Source organism: Pseudaminobacter soli (ex Zhang et al. 2022), from assembly GCF_014595955.1.
Classification (GTDB): domain Bacteria; phylum Pseudomonadota; class Alphaproteobacteria; order Rhizobiales; family Rhizobiaceae; genus Kumtagia; species Kumtagia pseudosoli.
Genome location: NZ_JABVCF010000001.1, coordinates 207,858 through 226,915, shown reverse-complemented (window position 1 = coordinate 226,915; position 19,058 = coordinate 207,858). Strand labels below are relative to the sequence as shown.

At 62.9% G+C, this 19,058-nt stretch carries 18 protein-coding genes; 17 read left to right on the top strand and 1 reads right to left on the bottom strand.

The window, feature by feature from the left end:
• Positions 1 to 9 precede the first annotated feature (9 nt).
• Positions 10 to 468 carry a (2Fe-2S)-binding protein gene (locus HUI96_RS01095; RefSeq protein WP_188252779.1) on the bottom strand — a complete coding sequence of 153 codons (459 nt, stop codon included), beginning with the start codon at positions 466 to 468 and terminating at the stop codon, positions 10 to 12.
• 194 nt (positions 469 to 662) lie between these two features.
• On the opposite strand from HUI96_RS01095, the gene HUI96_RS01090 reads away from it, so the two are divergent.
• From HUI96_RS01090 to HUI96_RS01010, 17 genes are all read left to right on the top strand, one after another.
• Entirely contained in the window at positions 663 to 977 is a 315-nt protein-coding gene (locus HUI96_RS01090) for a c-type cytochrome (protein WP_188252778.1), read from the top strand.
• Positions 974 to 2,233: an FCSD flavin-binding domain-containing protein gene (locus HUI96_RS01085; RefSeq protein WP_210319986.1), complete on the top strand. Its 1,260-nt coding sequence runs from the start codon at positions 974 to 976 to the stop codon at positions 2,231 to 2,233. The genes HUI96_RS01090 and HUI96_RS01085 overlap by 4 nt, the downstream gene beginning before the upstream one ends.
• Positions 2,197 to 2,604, top strand: a complete 408-nt coding sequence (gene soxX, locus HUI96_RS01080; protein ID WP_188252777.1) for a sulfur oxidation c-type cytochrome SoxX — start codon at positions 2,197 to 2,199, stop codon at positions 2,602 to 2,604. The genes HUI96_RS01085 and soxX overlap by 37 nt, the downstream gene beginning before the upstream one ends.
• A gap of 16 nt (positions 2,605 to 2,620) precedes the next feature.
• A complete protein-coding gene (locus tag HUI96_RS01075) occupies positions 2,621 to 3,067 on the top strand; it encodes a thiosulfate oxidation carrier protein SoxY (RefSeq protein WP_188252776.1) in 447 nt (148 codons plus the stop codon).
• A 3-nt stretch (positions 3,068 to 3,070) separates the two neighbouring features.
• Complete coding sequence (soxZ, locus tag HUI96_RS01070; RefSeq protein WP_188252775.1) at positions 3,071 to 3,391, top strand: thiosulfate oxidation carrier complex protein SoxZ; 321 nt, start codon at positions 3,071 to 3,073, stop codon at positions 3,389 to 3,391.
• Positions 3,388 to 4,152 carry a sulfur oxidation c-type cytochrome SoxA gene (gene soxA, locus HUI96_RS01065; protein ID WP_188252774.1) on the top strand — a complete coding sequence of 255 codons (765 nt, stop codon included), beginning with the start codon at positions 3,388 to 3,390 and terminating at the stop codon, positions 4,150 to 4,152. The genes soxZ and soxA overlap by 4 nt, the downstream gene beginning before the upstream one ends.
• A gap of 94 nt (positions 4,153 to 4,246) precedes the next feature.
• Positions 4,247 to 4,846, top strand: a complete 600-nt coding sequence (locus HUI96_RS01060) for a TetR/AcrR family transcriptional regulator (protein ID WP_188252773.1) — start codon at positions 4,247 to 4,249, stop codon at positions 4,844 to 4,846.
• 355 nt (positions 4,847 to 5,201) lie between these two features.
• A complete protein-coding gene (locus HUI96_RS01055) occupies positions 5,202 to 5,654 on the top strand; it encodes a MarR family winged helix-turn-helix transcriptional regulator (protein WP_425299177.1) in 453 nt (150 codons plus the stop codon).
• A gap of 170 nt (positions 5,655 to 5,824) precedes the next feature.
• The gene (locus tag HUI96_RS01050; RefSeq protein WP_188253168.1) at positions 5,825 to 7,366 is read left to right on the top strand and encodes an MFS transporter; all 1,542 of its coding nucleotides are present in this window, start codon (positions 5,825 to 5,827) and stop codon (positions 7,364 to 7,366) included.
• Positions 7,367 to 7,387: 21 nt separating this feature from the next.
• The gene (locus tag HUI96_RS01045; protein ID WP_188252771.1) at positions 7,388 to 8,473 is read left to right on the top strand and encodes an HlyD family secretion protein; all 1,086 of its coding nucleotides are present in this window, start codon (positions 7,388 to 7,390) and stop codon (positions 8,471 to 8,473) included.
• Between the two features lie 209 nt (positions 8,474 to 8,682).
• Complete coding sequence (locus tag HUI96_RS01040) at positions 8,683 to 10,314, top strand: amidohydrolase (protein WP_188252770.1); 1,632 nt, start codon at positions 8,683 to 8,685, stop codon at positions 10,312 to 10,314.
• Positions 10,315 to 10,431: 117 nt separating this feature from the next.
• Positions 10,432 to 12,030 (top strand): ABC transporter substrate-binding protein, encoded by a 1,599-nt coding sequence (locus tag HUI96_RS01035; protein ID WP_188252769.1) that lies wholly within the window; start codon positions 10,432 to 10,434, stop codon positions 12,028 to 12,030.
• Positions 12,031 to 12,198: 168 nt separating this feature from the next.
• Positions 12,199 to 13,134 (top strand): ABC transporter permease subunit, encoded by a 936-nt coding sequence (locus tag HUI96_RS01030; protein WP_188252768.1) that lies wholly within the window; start codon positions 12,199 to 12,201, stop codon positions 13,132 to 13,134.
• Between the two features lie 5 nt (positions 13,135 to 13,139).
• Positions 13,140 to 13,961, top strand: a complete 822-nt coding sequence (locus HUI96_RS01025) for an ABC transporter permease (RefSeq protein ID WP_188252767.1) — start codon at positions 13,140 to 13,142, stop codon at positions 13,959 to 13,961.
• On the top strand, positions 13,958 to 14,935 hold the full coding sequence (locus HUI96_RS01020) for an ABC transporter ATP-binding protein (RefSeq protein WP_188252766.1): 978 nt from the start codon (positions 13,958 to 13,960) through the stop codon (positions 14,933 to 14,935). Before HUI96_RS01025 ends, HUI96_RS01020 begins: the two co-directional genes overlap by 4 nt.
• On the top strand, positions 14,928 to 15,896 hold the full coding sequence (locus HUI96_RS01015; RefSeq protein ID WP_188252765.1) for an ATP-binding cassette domain-containing protein: 969 nt from the start codon (positions 14,928 to 14,930) through the stop codon (positions 15,894 to 15,896). The genes HUI96_RS01020 and HUI96_RS01015 overlap by 8 nt, the downstream gene beginning before the upstream one ends.
• Positions 15,897 to 15,971: 75 nt before the next feature.
• Positions 15,972 to 19,025 (top strand): aminotransferase class III-fold pyridoxal phosphate-dependent enzyme, encoded by a 3,054-nt coding sequence (locus tag HUI96_RS01010; protein ID WP_188252764.1) that lies wholly within the window; start codon positions 15,972 to 15,974, stop codon positions 19,023 to 19,025.
• Positions 19,026 to 19,058: the final 33 nt, after the last annotated feature.

The following is a 19,058-nucleotide window of genomic DNA, read 5'->3' as shown; positions in this document are numbered from 1 at the left end:
TCGCCCTCTTCACGCTTTCATCAACTCGGCCGCCTTGTGAATGGCGGCGCGAACGCGGGGATAGGTCCCGCAGCGGCAGATGTTATCGACATAAAGATCGATGTCGGCGTCGGTCGGCTCTGGAATGTCGTTCAGAAGCGACGCTACCGCCATCAGCATGCCGGACTGGCAGTAGCCGCATTGCGGCACATTCATTTCAGTCCAGACCTTCTGCAGCACATGCTGCCCGTCCTGGTCGAGCCCCTCGACCGTCGTGATCTGGCTGCCGACGGCTGCTTCAACCGGAAACTGGCACGAGCGCATCGCCACTCCGTCGACATGGACGGTACAGGCCCCGCACTGCGCTATGCCGCAGCCGAACTTGGTGCCAGTCAGCCCGAGATGATCACGGAGGGCCCAGAGCAGCGGCGTCTCTGGTGCCGCCTCCACCTCCATATCCGTGCCGTTGATATTCAAGGTGAATGCCATAGCAACCTCTCAGGAAATCCGCGCCCCCGCGCGTCAGCGATCGCGCAGAGCCTCCCTCCGCGATCGGCACGCATATTGATCTTTTGGCAATTGGCTGGCAAGTAGAAACGGACGTGGTGGTCCACTTATGTGGATATGGAAGCCACGCGTTTGGTCCAGCGGCCTGATCAGTTTGGTCGGAGGGAGTGCCTTAAGTGCAGCCCAAATCTCTGCATTTCCAGTTCCTGACGATGCTTGCATTTGCCTTCTTCGGCCAGGCGGGCCAAGTGCAGGCGCAAGATGCTGGTGCACAGTTGGCCATGGCCTGTGGCTCATGCCATGGGCTGAACGGGGGCGGTGGCGAAACCATTCCCCCGCTTGCAGGTCGCGACAAGAGTGAATTGCTGGAGCAGATGCGAGCGTTGAAGGAGCCCCATGAAGGGGTCACGATCATGCCCAGAATCCTGCGTGCTTACGACGACGACGAATTGAAAGCTCTTGCCGGTCATTTCGCGAGGATGGAGCCTTGACGATCGCCCGGCGAAGCTTCGTCAGCGGCCTGCTGGCCGCGCCGTTTGCGCCCTCGCTGCTGCATGCCCGCACTGCTCCGCGCGTCGTCATTCTTGGTGGCGGTTTTGGCGGCGGAACGCTGGCGCGAGCCTTGAAGCGTGCGGCGCCGACTTTGTCGGTGACGCTGATCGAGCGGGAGTCCGTTGTCTACACCTGTCCGTTCTCCAACGGCGTGCTGGGCGGCATGTGGGCGCTCGACCGGGTGGGTTTCTCCACCGATGGCTTGCGCGCCGACGGGATCGAATTGATACGGTCCGATGCCGCGGCGATAGAGCCGGAGCGCAAGACCGTCGTGCTTGCCGACGGGTCGCGGATATCCGGCGATGTGTTGGTGCTCGCTCCCGGCATCGACTTCAAATGGTCGGCGATCGAGGGAATGTCGCCCGAAGCGGCCGAACTTTTGCCCCACGCTTGGAAAGCCGGTCGGCAAACGCAAATTCTTCGGGACCAGCTGACCGCCATGGACGATGGCGGGTTGGTGGTGGTGAGCATCCCGGCGCCGCCGTTCCGCTGTCCACCCGGTCCCTACGAGCGCATCAGCCTGATCGCGCACTATCTGATGCATCACAAGCCGGCCTCGAAAATCCTTGTCCTTGACGCGCAGGACAGTTTTTCGAAACAGCCGCTGTTCGAGGAAGCCTGGGAGGCGCTCTATCCCGGCATGATCGAGCGGGTTCCAGGCAGTGCCTCGGGCGCGGTTGTTGCGGTCGATGCCGCGACGCGCCGAATCTCGACCGGATTTGACGATGTCACCGCCGACGTTGCCAACGTGATCCCGCCGCAGACCGCTGCCCGTATCCTGATCGACGCTGGTCTGGATGAAGGTCTTGGCTGGTGCCCGGTGGAGCCGCTCGGCTTCGAGTCCAGATTGGTCAAGGACGTCTACATACTCGGCGATGCTGCCCTTCAGGGCGACATGCCCAAGTCCGGTTTCTCCGCCAATGTGCAGGCCAAGGCGTGTGCCGCTTCGATCCTTGCTCGACTGGAGGGGAGGGCGGTCAACCCCACCAAGCTGATCAACGTCTGCTATAGCCTTGCCGCGCCGGATTATGGTTTCTCGGTCGCCGATGTCTTTATCCAGGGACCGGAGAAGGTGACGTTGTTGCAGGCCGAAGGACGGATTACAGCTCTCGCGGCAGGCGCTCAAGCTCATGCTGCGGAAGCCGCCCACGCAAAGTCATGGTACGATACCATCACCTCGGAAATCTTTGGCTGACCCTGGCGACGATTGGCAGCCTTGGCTTTGCCGATCCGGCGGCAGCGCAAGACGCCGGACGCGGACTGGAACTGATGCGCGCGTCGGAGAAGGGAAACTGTTCGATATGCCATCTCGTCCCCGGAATAGGACTGCCGGATGAGGCGCAGGGCAATATCGGACCTTCGCTGGAAGGGGTCGGGGCAAGGCTCACTCCAGCCGAATTGCGGGCGCAGATCGTGGATGCACGGGCCATGAATCCCGAGACGATCATGCCGCCCTATGGATCGATCAAGGGCTTGGCCGATGTGGACAAGCGCTACCGAGGACGCCCGATCCTGACTGCCGGTGAAGTCGCCGACATCGTCGCCTATCTGTCGAGCCTGAGGTGAGAAGGAAGAGCACTGCATGATTGCGTTATCGCGCAGGGAGACATTGCTCGGTCTCGCAGCAACGTTCCTGCCGCTTCCGGTTTCCGCCACGCCGTCCGAGGTTGCCGAGAGCATCGTCTCGGTGTTCGGCGATCGCCCCATCGCCGAAGGACCGATCAAGCTGGAGTTGCCGGCGCTTGCCGAAACGGGAAACTCGGTGCCGTTGACGGTCTCCTGCGAGACCCAGGCATTTGGCCGCGTCAGGCGACTGGCGGTCTTCGCCGAAATGAACCCCCGACCCATGGTCTGCGTCGCCAGCTTCGGTCCGATGGCGGCGGATGCGAGGATTACCACCAACATCCGGCTGGCCTCGACGCAGGACGTCGTTTGCGTGGCCGAACTGGAGGACGGCAAACTGATCACCTCCAGGCAGAGCGTCCGCGTGGTCGTGGGCGCCTGCACGACCTTGCCCGGAAGATACTGAGCGATGCGAAACACGCGAATCCGGGTGCCCGAGACGGCAGCGGCGGGAGACATCGTCGAAATCCGTGCGATGATCATGCATCCGATGGACAATGGCTTCACCTATACGACGCAAGGGACGCTCATCCCGGTCGATATCGTGACCGACTTCACGTGCACGTATCTCGACGAAGAGGTCGTGCATGTGCGCCTCGAGCCCGGCATCTCCGCCAACCCGTACTTTTCCTTCCGCCTCCGCGCTCTCAGGACCGGAAAGGTGGAGTTTGCCTGGGTCGATCAGCATGGCGAGAAAACCGTTGCCGAAGCGCTGTTGACGGTGAAATGAAACGCCTCGCGCTGGCCGTCGCTGCCTCGCTCGCCGCCATCGCCGGTAGCGCACCTGCCCAGGAGACCCCGCCGGTCTCGGGCTACCAGTTCCTGCTTCCCGAGACGCAGGCCTTGCAGGATGACGACTTCGCAAACCCCGGCATGCTTTGGGTCGAACTTGGGGGAAAGCTCTGGGACGAGCCTGCTGGCAACGGGACGAGTTGCCAGAACTGTCACGGAGCTCCCGAGGCCATGCGCGGAGTAGGCACCCGCTACCCGCAATGGTCGCAGACGGAAGGCCGTGTCATCAGCCTTGAGCAACAGGTCAACCAGTGTCGCGCTGAACGGCAACAAGCCGATCCGTTCGGGTACAGTTCTCAGGAGCTCGTTTCCTTGTCGGCATTGGTCATGCACCAATCCCGCGGCCTCCCGATGTCGGTCGCGACTGACGGTCCCGCAGCAAGCGCGTATCGACGCGGAAAGGCGTACTACGAAACGCGGCGTGGTCAGTTGAACCTCGCCTGTTCGAACTGCCACGTCGACCAGGTCGGAAGCCGCCTGCGGGGCGAGCCCATCAGCCAGGGCCAGGTGAACGGCTTCCCGATATACCGTCAGTTGTGGCAGGATATGGGGTCTGTCGGCCGAATGATCGCCTGGTGCAATGACGCTGTCCGGGCAGAGCCGCTCGCGGAGGGGTCGCAGATGGCCGTGGAATTGGAACTCTATCTGAGGTCCCTCGGCAATGGACTGGCGATTGAGACGCCAGCGGTGAGGCGCTGAGGCGCAGCGACAATTTTCCCGCAACTTGTCGATTGGCAACTGGATACAATAGCTATGAACGGGGCGGCATCAACGATCGAGTGAGGCGATAAGTTTGAGCGATCTTGAACAGATGACCGAGCGCACCCTGCGCGCCGATGCGGCCAGAAACCGGTCACAGGTTCTCGATGCGGCCTCGCGCCTGTTCGCCGAACGTGGCTTTGATGTCTCCATGGCAGAGATTGCTGCTGCGGCAGGGGTAGGGCGAACGACTGTCCTCCGCAATTTCTCCACCCGGATGGATCTGGCTGCTGCGCTCTTCGAGCAGAATCTACAGCATTTCCGTACCGTCGCCGCCAACCAGACGGGCCAACCCGGTGACTTCGTAGAACTCTTTGATCTGAAACTCGAATTGTATGTCCGCAATGGGGGACTAGCCGAGGCGGTACAGAAGGAGCGCCAAAGCAGCGACAATTTCCAGACCGATCGACGGGAAGTCGCGGAAATACTTTTCAGAGCTGCGCAAAGTGCCATCCGGGCGGGGGTAATGCGACCTGACGTACGGGTAGAGACGTTTGTGGTCATGCAGCAGGCGATGGGCGGCGCCATGCTGTCGGGCGGCACCACGCAGGAGCGCAGGGAAAGGGCAGGGATGCTACGCAGCCTATTGCTTGAGGGTCTGTTGATTCATCCGTCGGGCGTCAGGACCTATTGATCCAATCCACGACGGCCCAATCGCTCCTGCTGAGCGCTCAAGCCGCAGGTGTAGCATTGAACCGAGGAATCGGCGCTCCGAACTGACCAGGACAGCGGCAATTGCCTAAGCATCGGCGGCGTCTCGTGCGCCGGCGCTGGGCTTTGGTCACCGCGCGAGTGTTCAAGAAGGTGCTGCTATCGAAGCGGTGTCATCGTCCATCGGGCTCTGAACGTCTCAATTGCCTCGTCGCGCTTACCACCCCCAAGGGATCCTGCTGAGGCCATTCCCGGTCCTCTTGCGATTTTCTCATGCCAATGCTAAATAGCGCTCATATTCATAGCTACCTATCAATATGGCGACTACGCAAAATACATTGGCTGCGCTGCGGGCGGAACTCCTGGAAGAGTTGTCGGTCACTGGCCGCAAGTTGAGGACCCTCTTCGATGCCCGCGTTAGGGCGAAGGGACTGACGCTTGGTCGAGCCCGCACCCTGATGCACATCGCCCGAAGGGACGGCATGACCCAGACGGAACTCGCAGAGTTCCTCGAAGTCGAAGGCCCGACACTCGTCCGCCTGCTCGACGGGCTTGAATCCCAAGGGCTGATCGAGCGCAGGCCAGTGGAAGGAGATCGACGCGCCAAGCAGATCGTCCTGACGAAGGACGGTCACACCCTCGCTGCGGAGGTCACCCGGCTCGCCAATGAACTCCGCGAGGAGGTACTTGCCGACATTCCGGAAGCCGAACTGATCGCGGCCGCCGAGACCATTCGTGCAATTGCCCGGAAGATTTCGATCGCTTCCGATTGCCAGACGCATGCCGCATGACCGCCGCGCCTGCCACTCGCCAGTTCGACTCCGAGCCGCCTGAACTCGACGTCGCGGAGGTCGCGACCTCTGCGGAAGCATCGGAGCACCAGGAGCCACAGGCGCCACAGGCTCCGCCCCAACCCGCGGCGGCGCCTGTCCACGTGCCTCCGCTTCGGGCAGCCAGCTATATGCTAGCCTCGGTGCTCCTGGCTTTGACCCAGGGGCTCGGAATGAACCTCGTCTCGGCGAACCTGCCGCAGGTCCAGGGGGCGCTTGGCGCCACCACGAACGAGGCGATGTGGCTAGTTGCGGCCTACATGGCGCCCTATGCCAGCCTTTCGCTGCTCCTGATCAAGGTCCGGACCCAGTTCGGCCTGCGCAACTTTGCCGAGTTGGCCATCCTGGCCTTCCTGCTCGTTTCAGTGCTGCATCTGTTTGTCGACGACCTGCGATCGGCGATCATCGTGCGCTTCTTCAGCGGCGTCGTGGCCGCGCCGCTGTCGGCGCTCGCCTTCCTCTACATGCTGGAGCCTTTACCGCAGGCAAAGAAGCTCAATCTCGGGCTCAGCCTCGCTCTGACTAATCTGGCGCTCGCGCCGGCCGTTGCGAGGCTTATCTCCCCCACGCTCCTGGACATCGACCTGTGGCACGGGCTCCATGTCATGGAGATCGCCATCGCCATGATGGCCTTCGCCGCCGTTTACCTGCTTCCCTTGGCCCCGCAGCCGCGGGCCAAGGTCATCCAGCCCCTCGATGTCGTCAGCTATCTGTTCATCGCCATTGGCTTCGGACTGACGGCGATGGTGATGACCGTAGGCCGCTTCTACTGGTGGTTCGAGGCTCCGTGGCTCGGGCTCATGCTGTTCGGTGCTATTATTGCGGTCACCTGCGCCGCCGTCATCGAACTCAACCGCGCGAACCCGCTTCTGGACATCCGCTGGCTTGCCAGCAGGGAAGTCCTGCATTTCACCGCTGCCTTGCTGATCTTCCGCATCGTCCTGTCCGAGCAGACCAGCGGCGCCTTCGGCTTCTTTCAGATCCTCGGTCTCCAGAACGGCCAGATGGCGACGCTGTCCTGGATCATTCTGGCAACGACCATAGCGGGCGGGTTGGCGTGCGCGGCCGTGATGAAGCCAGGTCGTGAGCCTGCAATCCACATGGTGGCCCTCTCGCTATTGGCAGCAGGCGCCTACATGGACAGCCAGGCGACGAACCTGACCCGTCCGGCCGAGATGTATTTGAGCCAGGCGCTGATTGCATTCGCCGGGGCTCTGTTCCTGCCGCCCGCGCTGGCCTCAGGCCTGATGTCAGCCCTGAAGAAGGGGCCGAACTATATCCTGAGCTTCGTGATCGTCTTTCTCACCACCCAGAGCATTGGCGGTTCGCTCGGATCGGCCGTTGTCGGGACCTTCGTGACCTGGCGCTCGAAATTTCACTATCAGGCCTTGGCCGAGCACATCATGCCGACCGACCCGGTCGTTGCCCAGCGTATCGCGCAACTCTCCGTCGCTTATGGGCGCCTGCTCACGGACGGCACCTTGATGAAGACGCAAGGGCTGATCCTGCTCAACCAGCAGGTGACGCGGGAGGCCAACGTCCTCGCCTACAACGATGCCTTTCTGGCCATTGCCTTGCTCGCGGCCTTCGCGCTCTCCGCTTTGGTCGTTCACGTGGCAGTCGTCGCCATAGGCAATCGACTTGCCGCAACTTTTCAACCTTCCGCAGCTTAACAACTCTCTCGAATTGCCCACATGCTGAAGTTTCTTAGATCCGGCGCCACCCTTGTTGCCGTTTTGATCGGCATTTCCGGTGCCATGCTCGTTCTCTACGCATGGCGCCTGCCTCCGTTCACCAACTCGGTTCAGACCACCGACAATGCCTATGTGCGCGGACAGGTGACCATCATCAGCCCGCAGCTCAACGGCTATGTCGACGAGGTTGCCGTTCAGGACTATCAGAAGATCAAGGCCGGTCAGTTGCTGGTGAGCATCGACAATCGCATTTACGAGCAGAAGCTTCAGCAGGCGAAGGCAACACTGGCGGCCCAGAAGGCGGCCCTGGCCAACTCCGAGCAGAAGCACCGCTCGGATGAGGCCCGGATAAGATCGAGCCAAGCCCAGGTCGACGGCGCGCGGGCCGCGTTACGGGCGGCGCAGGCCAATTGGCAGCGGATCGGGCCTCTCCTGGCGCGCGGTGTCACGACACAGAAGGATGCCGACCAAGCCCGTGCAGGCCTCGACCAAGCCAAGGCCGCGCTGAGCCAAGCCCAGGCGGCTCTCGATGTGGCCCGGCAGGATCTCGCCTCGACCCTGGTGAACCGCCAGGCATTGCAAGCCGCGGTCCAGGGTGCCGAGGCTGCCATGCACCTGGCCGAGATCGATCTGCAGAACACCAGGATCGTGGCGCCGCAAGACGGACGCCTCGGCGAGGTCGGAGCGCGGATTGGCCAATACGTCTCCGCAGGGACGCAGTTGCTGGCGGTGGTGCCGGAGAAGATCTGGGTCGTCGCCAACTTCAATGAGACCCAACTCGCCGGTATGAAGGTGGGACAGCCAGTCATCTTCACGGTCGACGCGTTGGAGCATGCCGGCCTTTCCGGCCACATCGAGCGGTTCTCGCCGGCGGCAGGATCAGAGTTTAGTGTGCTCAAGGCGGACAACGCCACCGGCAACTTCACGAAGGTGGCTCAACGTGTGCCGGTGCGGATTGCCATCGATCCCGACCAGGACCTGACGGAGCGCCTAGCCCCGGGCATGTCTGTTGTTGTCAGCGTGAACACAGAAGCCCCGGTTGCTGGGAGCGAAGTTGCTGCCACAGGTGCTGTGGCGCTCCACTAGGATGTTACCGAAGGAGAGTCATGAAGATCGGGTGCATCCCAAACGCGTCCCGGGATCTCTGCGTCGCCCCAGAACCGCGCCAGCGGCGGTCATTGGCGAGCCCGCAAAAATTTGGCGTGGTTTCGGCGATTCAACGACTTGATTGTGTTTTGTTATGATGGAAGGTTACTTTCTGCGTAACGCGGCGTGACTTCTGGGGGGACTGCTGAATGTCAGCAGGGCAGGTTTTGCAGGCCGATACAATCCTGCACAATGGCTCAATCTGGTGCGGCTACGAGGAGGGAGTGGTCGAGGCGCTGGCGATCTGGCAAGGCAAGGTTCTTGCCAGCGGATCGAAGGATGAAATCCTCAAGCTCAAGGGCAGGGGCACCCGCCTCATAGATCTCGATGGTCGGTTCGCCACGCCGGGCCTCAACGATGCGCATCTGCATCTGATCTCGGTCGGCCTGACGCTCGGCTGGTTGGACGCTACTCCGCAGAAGGCGCCGACCCTTGAGAGCCTTCTGCAGCAAATCAAGGAGCAGGCCGCCGCCGTTCCGCCCGGCACCTGGATCCGTGCGCGCGGATACGACCAGACCAAGCTCGACATTGGCCGCCACCCGCACAAATCGGAACTCGACGCGGCTGCGCCGGACCATCCGGTCATGCTGGTGCGCGCCTGCGGCCACGTCTCGATCTTCAATTCGCGGGCTTTCGAGCGCGCCGGGGTGGATGAGAGCACGCCGGTGCCCGAGGGCGGGCTGATCGAACGAAAGAACGGGGGGCTGACCGGCATGGTTGCCGAAAACGCGCAAGGGTTGATCCGCGAGGCGATCCCGCAGGCCACCACCGAGGAAATGATCGACGCCATCGAGGCGGCCGGCAACATGTTGCTCTCCTACGGCATAACCAGCGTTATGGATGCGGCGGTGGGGCATGTCGGCGGCTTCGACGAGATCAGGGCCTACAATCTCGCCAAGCTGAACGGCCGGCTGCCGGTACGCACCTGGCTGGTGCTGCTGGGTGACCCGGGCACCTCGATCGTGCCGCAGTGCTACGAAGCGGGACTGGTGTCGGGTGTCGGCGACGACATGCTCAAGGTCGGCGCCGTGAAGATCTTCCTCGACGGTTCGGCCGGGGGCCGCACCGCCTGGATGAGCAGGCCCTATCTCGGCGACGACGACAATACCGGCGTGCAAATCCTCACCGACGAGCATCTGGAAGAGCTTGTCATGGATGCGCATGCCAAGGGCTACCAGCTTGCCTGCCACGCCATCGGCGACGCGGCCATCGGCCAGCTCATCACGGCCTTTGAGAAGGCGCTGGCCTCGATGCCCGATCCGGATCGCCGCCATCGCATCGAGCATTGCGGCTTCTCCACCGAGGAGCAGCATCGGCGCATGCAGAAGGCGGGCATCTATCCCTGCCCGCAACAGGTATTCATCTACGATTTCGGCGATGCCTATGTCTCGGTGCTGGGCGAAGAGCGGGCGCTGTCGAGCTATCCGCTCAAGACCTGGAAAGATCTCGGCTTCAAGCCGGCCACGGGCAGCGACGCCCCTGTCTGCCATCCCAACCCGTTCCCCAACATCTACAGCATGGTGACCCGCGAAACCTGGAAGGGCACTGTGATGGATGCGCGCGAGCGCGTCTCCATCGAGGAAGCACTGCAGGTCTATACCGAGTACGGCGCCTTCTCGCAGAAGCTGGAGCATGTGAAGGGTAGGCTTGTGCCCGGTCAGTTGGCCGACATCGCCGTGTTTTCGCGCAACATGCTGACTGCGAAGCCGAAGGAAATATTGAACGAAATGCAGTGCGTGATGACGCTGCGGGGCGGCGAGGTGGTTTTCGAAAGACAATAGCTACAGGGCCGAACGGGCCGCTGGGATGCCGGCGTATCGATGGGAGAACGATGCGCCGCATGAAAGGGAGGATCGCGTCGGCAGAGGCCGCCGCGTGAAGAAATCAAGGGAGGAAACATGCTCAAGAAACTTGCAATTATCTCGACGCTCTCGGCATCCTTGCTCGCCGGAGCCGCATCGTTTGCGACGGCCGAGGAACCGCGTTCGGGCGGCGTCATCAACTTCGTCGCGCCCTATGGCTCCAGTTTCTCGTCGCTGGACATCCATGCGTCTGCGCAGGTTCAGGACGAATTCTGGGCCAAGGCCATCCACCGCTCGCTTTACGACTGGGACGCAAATGAGAGCAAGCCTGTGCTAGAGCTCGCGACCGACGTCTCGGTTTCCGACGACAGGCTTACCTACACCTACAAGCTGCGTCAGGACGCCTATTTCCACGACGGCAAGCAGATGACTGCCGACGACATCATCTACACTTACACGCGCATCATGGACCCTGCGAAGGCCTATCCGGCGGCGCAGTACATCAGCAACATCAAGGGCGCCACCGAATACAACGAAGGCAAGGCCAAGGAAATTTCCGGGCTCAAGAAGATCGATGATTTCACGCTGGAAATCACGCTGTCGGATCCGATCGACCCGGGCTACCAGTTCATGCCGAACTACACCGCGATCTATCCGGTGGGCGCCGCCGAGAAGGAAGGTTTCTTCACCAATCCGGTCGGTCTCGGGCCCTACAAGTTCGCCGAATATGTGCCGGGCTCGCGCCTCAGCGTCGTGAAGAACGACAAGTATTACGACACGGGCAAGCCCTACGCCGACAAGGTCAACATCATGATCATGGGCGACGCCTCTGCCCGCGACGTGGCTTTCCGCAACAAGGAGGTCGACGTTTCGGTTCTCGGGCCGGCGCAGTATGTCGCCTACAAGTCTGATCCGGAACTGGCGAACAACATCATGGAGGTGGCGGAAGTCTATACCCGCCATGTCGGCTTCAGCCCCGATTTCAAGCCGTTCCAGGACAAGCGGGTGCGGCAGGCGATCAACTACGCCATCGATTCCGACCTGATCATCAAACGGCTGGCCAAGGACAAGGCCTATCGGGCTTCCGGCTGGTTGCCGGTATCATCGCCGGCCTATGACAAGGACGCCAAGCCCTATCCGTACGATCCGGAAAAGGCCAAGGCGCTGCTGGCCGAAGCCGGCTATCCGGACGGTTTCGAGTTCGAACTGACGGCCACGCAGAACGAAAGCTGGGGCCTCACCATCGTGGAAGCCATCATTCCGATGCTCGACAAGGTCGGCATCAAGGTGAAGGCCAAGCCGGTGGAAAGCTCGGTTCTGTCCGAAGCCGTGCCGGGCGGCGACTTCCAGGCTTACATGTGGTCGCAGGAAAGCGGACCGGATTCGCTCACGGCGCTGCGCTGCTTCCATTCCAAAACGCCGCAGGCTTCCTGCAACTACACGAAGTTCAACAATCCAGATTACGACAAGCTGATCGAAGCAGCGCGTCAGGCTGCGACGGACGACGAAAAGAACGACCTGCTGCGCAAGGCCAACAACCTTCTGCAGGAAGAGGCGCCGGTGTGGTTCTTCAACTACAACAAGGCGGTCATGGCCTATCAGCCCTGGCTGCACGGCGTGCAGCCCAACTCGCAGGAAATGGCGATCCAGTCCTATGAAAAGCTCTGGGTCGATGACACTGTGCCGGCCCGGTAAGCACGGTTGAATTGGCGGAGCCGGTAAGATTTTTGCCGGCTTTCGCCGCCTCGCACCCGCCCAGCGCGGCGGGTCCGAGCACCGCCCTACGGTGCTCAAGAACCCCGATGCGACGACACGGCTCTCACCAGAATTCGAGCCCGCATCGCAGGTGGAGGAGAACTACCGGTGCTACGTTTTGCCTTGCGCCGCCTGCTGCAGATGATCCCGACGGTCATCGCGGTGTCGCTGCTGATATTCGTCATTTTCAGCATTGTGCCGGGAAGCATTGCTTCCAGCATGATCGCAGACGGGCGCGGGACCAACGACCCGAAGCTGGTCGAACGGATCAAGCAGGAATTCGGCCTCGACCAGCCTGTCCATGTGCGGTTCGGCAACTACGCGTGGAGCCTCGCCCAGTTCGATCTCGGCACCTCCTTCCGCACGCGCCAGCCGGTATCGTCCATGATCGGCGAGCGGTTGTGGCCGACGCTCAAGCTTGCCTTCGCAGCCATGTGCGTGGCGATCGTCATCGGCCTGCCGCTCGGCTTCATCGCCGCGCTCAAGCCCGGCTCGCTCCTCGACAGCCTCACCATGATAGGGGCCATCTCGGGCCTGTCGCTGCCGCAGTTCTGGCTGGGTCTTCTGGTCATGTATCTGTTTGCGCTCACGCTCGGCTGGCTGCCCAGCTTCGGCTATGGCGATGGCGGTTTGCGCAATCTCATCCTGCCCGCCCTCACGCTCGGCGTGGCGCCGCTGGCGCTGCTGGCGCGCACTACCCGGGCGGCCGTGCTGGAGGTGATGAACGCCGACTTCATCCGCACCGCGCGCTCCAAGGGCATGAACAGCTTCCGGCTGGTGAAATGGCATGTGGTGCGCAATGCGCTGGTGCTGGTCATCACCACGCTGGGCCTGCAGTTCGGCTCGATGATGGGCCAGGCCGTGGTGGTGGAGAAGCTGTTTTCGTGGCCTGGTCTTGGCTCTCTGCTGATCGACAGTGTGGGCCTGCGCGACATACCGGTGGTGCAGGGCAGCATCCTCGTGCTGGTGCTCTGCTTCCTTCTCGTCAATACGCTGGTCGACGTCCTCTACGCGGTCATCGATCCGCGCATCAGCCACGGGTGAGCGCGATGGGCCTGAGATTCAATCTCGTCATCGGCGGCGTGCTTTGCACCCTCATAATCGGCGCGGCGGTGCTGGCCCCGTGGCTGGCAAACTACAATCCGATCATGGACGCGGACCTGATGAATGCGGAATTGCCACCCGATGCGCAGTTCTGGTTCGGCACCGATGCGCAAGGGCGCGACGTCTTCACCCGGATTCTCTACGGCGCGCAGGTTTCGCTCACCGTGGGCATCGGCTCGCAGCTCATCAACACCACGATCGGACTGATTTTCGGTATTTCGGCCGGTTATTTTGGCGGCTGGTGGGACGATCTCGTCAACGGGCTGACCAATCTGATGCTGTCGATCCCCTCGTTGATCTTCGCTCTGGCGATCATGGCAATCCTCGGCCCCGGTCTCGTCAGCCTGCTGATCGCGCTCGGCCTCACCAACTGGTCGTGGACCTGCCGCATCGCCAGGAGTTCGACGCTGTCGCTCAAAAGCCAGGGCTATGTGCAGGCGGCCAAGACACTTGGCTATGGCGACGGCCGCATCATGGCGACCCAGATCCTGCCCAACTTGATCGGACCGGTGCTGGTCATCGCGACGCTCGGCATGGGCGATGCGATCCTTGCCGAGGCGGCGCTTTCCTATCTCGGCCTCGGCATCCGTCCGCCGCAACCGAGCTGGGGCAACATGCTGACCGATGCGCGCGAACTGATCGTGATCGCGCCATGGGCGGCCATCTTTCCTGGCATCGCCATCTTCCTCACCGTGCTTGGGCTGAATCTTCTAGGCGACGGCCTGCGCGACTGGCTGGACCCGCAGATGAGGACACGGCGGGCATGAACGGGGCACTGCTGGAAGTAGAGGACCTCCGGATCGACATCGGGTCGGGCGAAAGCCGGCACAATGCGGTGGAGAATATTTCATTCTCGATCGACCGGGGCGAAACCTTCGGGCTGGTGGGCGAATCCGGCTGCGGCAAGAGCATCACCGCGCTTGCCACTATCGGCCTGCTGCGGCGGCCGCTTGCCATCTCCGGTGGCTCGATTCGGTTCAAGGGTCAGGATCTGCGTAGTCTTTCGGCGCGCGAGATGCGCAAACTGCGGGGCAACCGCATCGCCATGATCTTTCAGGAACCGATGACGGCGCTGAATCCGCTCTCTCCGGTTGGTCGGCAGATAGCGGAAATGTTCGTGCTGCATCAGGGTGCGAGCTGGCATGAGGCCGAGAGGAAGGCCGTCGAGGCGCTAGCGAGCGTGCAGGTACCGGCACCCGACCAGCGGGTGAAGAACTATCCGCACCAGATGTCGGGCGGCATGCGCCAACGCGTGATGATCGCCATTGCGCTCGCCTGCAATCCCGATCTGCTGATCGCCGACGAACCGACCACCGCACTCGACGTGACGGTGCAGGCCGAAATATTGAAACTGATGCAGGAGCTTTGTGATGCGCGCGGCACCGCCGTGCTGATGATCAGCCACGATCTCGGTGTCATTGCGAAGATGTGCAGGCGCGTGGGCGTCATGTATGCCGGCCACATGGCCGAGGAGCGGGCGGTGGCTGATCTGTTTCGCACGCCGGCGCATCCCTATACGAGGGGCCTGCTCGGCTCATTGCCGCGGCTCGGCTCGCGCGGCGCGCATGGCCGCAAGCGCCTGCAGGAGATCGAGGGTGTCGTGCCATCGATCGCCGCTTTCCCGGCAGGCTGCCGCTTCGAGCCGCGTTGCGAACGAGCCACCGCGATCTGCGCGAGTACCCAGCCGGGCCAGACCGATCTCGGGAACAATGGTTTCGTCAGGTGTTTCCACCATGGATAGCGCGCCGGAACCGTTGCTGCGAGTCGAGGACCTCAGCGTCCATTTTCCGGTGCAGGGCGGGGTATTCAACCGCCGGCGCAAGATGCTGCGGGCGGTCAACAATGTCAGCCTGACACTGAACAAGGGCGAGTGCTTGTCGATCGTCGGCGAATCCGGCTGCGGTAAGTCCACGCTGGCGCTTTCCATCGTCGGCCTGCAGGCGCCGACCTCGGGAAGCATCCATTTCGAGGGTAGACCGATCACCGGCAAAGCGCAGCCCTCCCGCATCGAGCGCGCTCGCATGGCACAGATCGTGTTCCAGGATCCCTATGCCTCGCTCAATCCGCGCCAGACGGTTTTCACCTCGCTTGCCGCGCCGCTCAGGCTGCACGGCATCGGCAACGGCGAAGTCGAGAGCCGTGTCGAGGAGATGATGCGGCTGGTCGGGCTGAAACCCGATCAGGCCAAGCGCTTTCCGCACGAATTTTCCGGCGGCCAGCGCCAGCGCATCGGAATTGCCAGGGCGCTCATCCTCAATCCCAAGGTCGTCGTTCTCGACGAGCCTGTTTCGGCGCTCGACGTGTCGATCCGGGCGCAGATCATCAACCTGCTGCTGGAACTGAAGGAGCGGCTAAGACTTTCCTACATCATGATCAGCCACGATCTAAGCGTGGTCGAGCACATGAGCGACCGTGTGGCGGTGATGTATTTCGGCCAGATCGTCGAGACTGGGCGCTGGGAGAGCATCTTCGCCAACCCGATGCATCCCTATACGCGGCGTTTGCTCGGGGCCATTCCCGACCCCTTCGCCGAGCTCTCCGGCAAGAAGCTAATCGATGAGGCGCAGGCGCCCCGGCCACCTTCGGGCTACGACTATCATCCGCAGCAATTCGACAGGCAGGATGTCTACAGCGCGCCGCAGCCGTCGCAACTCGTGGCGATAGCTGGCGACCATTGCGTGCGGCTGGCGCCCGTGGCCTGAAGGGTCTTGCCCGACTGATTTGTACGCCCGTGCCAAACTATCCATCACAAGACCCTCATTTTGATCCAGGCATCCATGACCGATCTCGACCATCCGGCACCCGATTTTCCGCTTGAGCAAGCCGGCCGGCTGGCCAGCAAGCACTTTGGCCTGACGGGCCAGTTGAGCCGTCTGGACAGCGAGCGCGACCAGAACTTCCGGCTCGTCTCGGACGCGGGGGAGTGGACGCTCAAGATCGTCAACGCCAGCGAGCCCGCCGTCGAGAGCGAGTTTCAGGCCGCATTGCTCGAACATCTCGGGGCGGTCGCGCCGCAGCTTACGCTGCCGCGCCTGCGCAAGGCCGCTTCCGGTGCTGCGCTTGCCACCGTCAGCACGGCGTCAGGTGCCCGCCACGCGCTGCGCATGGTTTCCTGGCTTCCCGGCCGGCCCCTGGCCGAAAGCGAGCGCACGTCCGAGGTGCTTCATTCGCTTGGCCGCATGCTCGGCAGCATGGACCGCGCGCTGCAGGGTTTTATTCATCCCGGCGCCCTGCGGATGCTCGACTGGGACGTGCGCCGCGCCGGCCAATCCCGCGCGCGGCTGCATCATGTCGCGGATGCCGCCGATCGGGCGCTGCTCGCGCGCTTCCTAGACCGTTTCGATGCCACGGTGGCGCCGCGCTTGCCAGCGCTGCGCGCGCAGGTGATCCACAACGACGCCAACGATTGGAACGTGCTGGTCGATCCGGAGCGGCCGGGCGAGGTCGCAGGCGTGATCGATTTCGGCGACGCGCTGCACACGGTCCTCATCGCTGAGGTCGCCGTTGCCTGCGCCTATGCGATGCTCGACCAGGACGACCCGATCGGCGCTGCGGCGAGCATCGCCGCGGGCTTCCATGCCGAATATCCGTTGCACGAGGAAGAACTCGACCTGCTGTTCGATCTCATCGTCGCGCGGCTGGTGATCAGCGTCACACTGTCGGCGCAGCGCAGGGACCGGACTGCCGACAACCCCTACCTGGCGATCAGCGAGGCGCCGGCCTGGCGGCTGCTCAGGCGGCTGGAAGCAATGAACCCGCGCTTCGCCACGGCGATTCTGCGTCAGGCCTGCGGCTTCGACGCAGCGTCGCACGCTGGCGCGATCGTGGATTGGATCAACCGCAATGCCAGGAATTTCGCGCCGATCGTCCACCCGCACCCGGCAACGCTGGTCAAGGCACTGGTACCCTATGGCGAGGCGGATCATCCGATGACCGTCGCCTCGGCCGCGGCGGAGCCGCAAGTGGCCTCAGCCTGGTGGGAGGCCCATGCGGCCGAGCACGGAATCGCGCTCGGCGTCGGCCCCTGGGGTGAGGCGCGCACCGTCTATTCGGGCGACATGTTCCGTTCGCGCTTCGTGGAGGGCGAGCGCCGCATCCACCATCTCGGCCTCGACCTGTTCATGCCGGCCGGCACGAAGCTCCACACGCCGCTGGCCGCCATGGTCAAAAGCGTCGAGATCGAAGAGGACCCGCTTGGCTATGGCGGGCTGGTGGCGTTGCTGCACGAGCCTGAAGGCTGCCCGCCCTTCGTCACCCTGTGGGGGCATCTCGCCCATGAAGCCGCAGCAAGGTTGAAGCCCGGCGACAGGCTGGAGGCGGGCGTGCTGGTTGGCGAAATGGGTACCGATACCGAAAACGGTGGCTGGGCGCCGCACCTGCACCTGCAGATTTCGGTCGACCCGCAGCTTGCCGCGCGCGACATACTGGGCGTCGGCGAAGCGCGCTATCTCGACGTCTGGCGCAGCCTGTTCCCCGATGCCGCGGCGCTGGCCGGCCTGCCGCCAGAGGCATTCGCGCAGACGGGCCGCAGCCGCGACGAGATCGTGGCTGCGCGCAAGGCCAGCCTGCTGCCAAACCTCTCCATCTCCTATTCCGAACCGATCAAGTTCGTGCGCGGCGACGGCGCCTGGCTGATAGACGACCGCGGCCGCGCCTATCTCGACTGTTTCAACAATGTCTGCCACGTCGGCCATGCGCATCCGCATGTGGTCGAGGCGATCGCCACGCAGGCGGCCAGGCTCAACACCAACACACGCTATCTGCACGACAACATCGTCGCCTATGTCGAGAGGCTGACGGCGACCCTGCCGCCGGAATTGTGCATCGCTTCCTTCGCCTGCTCAGGCAGCGAGGCCAACAGCCTGATGCTGCGCATGGCGCGCAATCATACCGGCCGCGAAGAGGCGATCGTGCTCGACTGGGCCTATCACGGCACCACCGAGGAACTGATCGATCTCAGCCCCTACAAGTACAAGCGCAAGGGCGGCAGGGGCCGCAAGCCGCATGTCTTCGAGGCCGTCATTCCCGACAGTTACCGCGCACCCGCGGAGTGGCCGGTCGAGGAACACGCCAGGCGCTTTGCCGCAAGCGTGGCCGAGCAGATCGAGGCCATGCGCGGCCAAGGCCGCGCGCCGGCGCTGTTCCTTGCCGAATCCATCCCCAGCGTAGCCGGCCAGATCTTCCTGCCGCCGGGCTATCTGAAGGAAGTTTACGCCATGGTGCGCGCAGCCGGCGGCCTGTGCGTGGCCGATGAGGTTCAGGTCGGCTTCGGTCGCGTCGGCAGTCACTGGTGGGCGTTCGAGACGCAGGACGTGGTGCCCGACATCGTCACAATGGGCAAACCGATCGGCAATGGCCATCCGATGGCCGCGCTTGTGACGACGCGCGAGGTTGCGGCGTCGTTCAACAACGGCATGGAATATTTCAACACCTTCGGCGGCAATCCGGTGTCCTGCGCAGCCGGTCTTGCGGTGCTCGACGTGATCGAGCAGGGGGACTTGCGCCGCAACGCGGCGGAGATCGGCGCCTATCTGGTCGACCGCTTCCGCGACATGCAGGCACGCCACGAGGCCATCGGCGACGTGCGCGGCATGGGCCTGTTCCTTGGCATTGAGCTGGTCGAAGACCGCCGCAGCAAGGCTCCGGCGACCGCGCTGGCGAAGAAGATCTGCGATGGTCTGCGCCGGCGCGGGGTGCTCATCGGCACCGAAGGGCCGCATGACAACGTGCTGAAGATGCGCCCGCCGATGATCTTCACGCGCGCCAATGCCGACCATCTGGTCGCGATTTTGGACGAGACGTTCGGGGCGGTGTTGGCCGGCAGGCAATAGCAGCTAGTGGTACTACGCTTCGAACTGAGAAAT

Bases quoted from the DNA above. Each gene is read 5' to 3' on its own strand.
- HUI96_RS01095 (WP_188252779.1), bottom strand. From the start codon at position 468: ATGGCATTCACCTTGAATATCAACGGCACGGATATGGAGGTGGAGGCG.
- soxX (WP_188252777.1), top strand. From the start codon at position 2,197: ATGGTACGATACCATCACCTCGGAAATCTTTGGCTGACCCTGGCGACG.
- HUI96_RS01075 (WP_188252776.1), top strand. From the start codon at position 2,621: ATGATTGCGTTATCGCGCAGGGAGACATTGCTCGGTCTCGCAGCAACG.
- soxZ (WP_188252775.1), top strand. From the start codon at position 3,071: ATGCGAAACACGCGAATCCGGGTGCCCGAGACGGCAGCGGCGGGAGAC.
- soxA (WP_188252774.1), top strand. From the start codon at position 3,388: ATGAAACGCCTCGCGCTGGCCGTCGCTGCCTCGCTCGCCGCCATCGCC.
- HUI96_RS01050 (WP_188253168.1), top strand. From the start codon at position 5,825: ATGCTAGCCTCGGTGCTCCTGGCTTTGACCCAGGGGCTCGGAATGAAC.
- HUI96_RS01045 (WP_188252771.1), top strand. From the start codon at position 7,388: ATGCTGAAGTTTCTTAGATCCGGCGCCACCCTTGTTGCCGTTTTGATC.
- HUI96_RS01040 (WP_188252770.1), top strand. From the start codon at position 8,683: ATGTCAGCAGGGCAGGTTTTGCAGGCCGATACAATCCTGCACAATGGC.
- HUI96_RS01035 (WP_188252769.1), top strand. From the start codon at position 10,432: ATGCTCAAGAAACTTGCAATTATCTCGACGCTCTCGGCATCCTTGCTC.
- HUI96_RS01025 (WP_188252767.1), top strand. From the start codon at position 13,140: ATGGGCCTGAGATTCAATCTCGTCATCGGCGGCGTGCTTTGCACCCTC.
- HUI96_RS01020 (WP_188252766.1), top strand. From the start codon at position 13,958: ATGAACGGGGCACTGCTGGAAGTAGAGGACCTCCGGATCGACATCGGG.
- HUI96_RS01015 (WP_188252765.1), top strand. From the start codon at position 14,928: ATGGATAGCGCGCCGGAACCGTTGCTGCGAGTCGAGGACCTCAGCGTC.
- HUI96_RS01010 (WP_188252764.1), top strand. From the start codon at position 15,972: ATGACCGATCTCGACCATCCGGCACCCGATTTTCCGCTTGAGCAAGCC.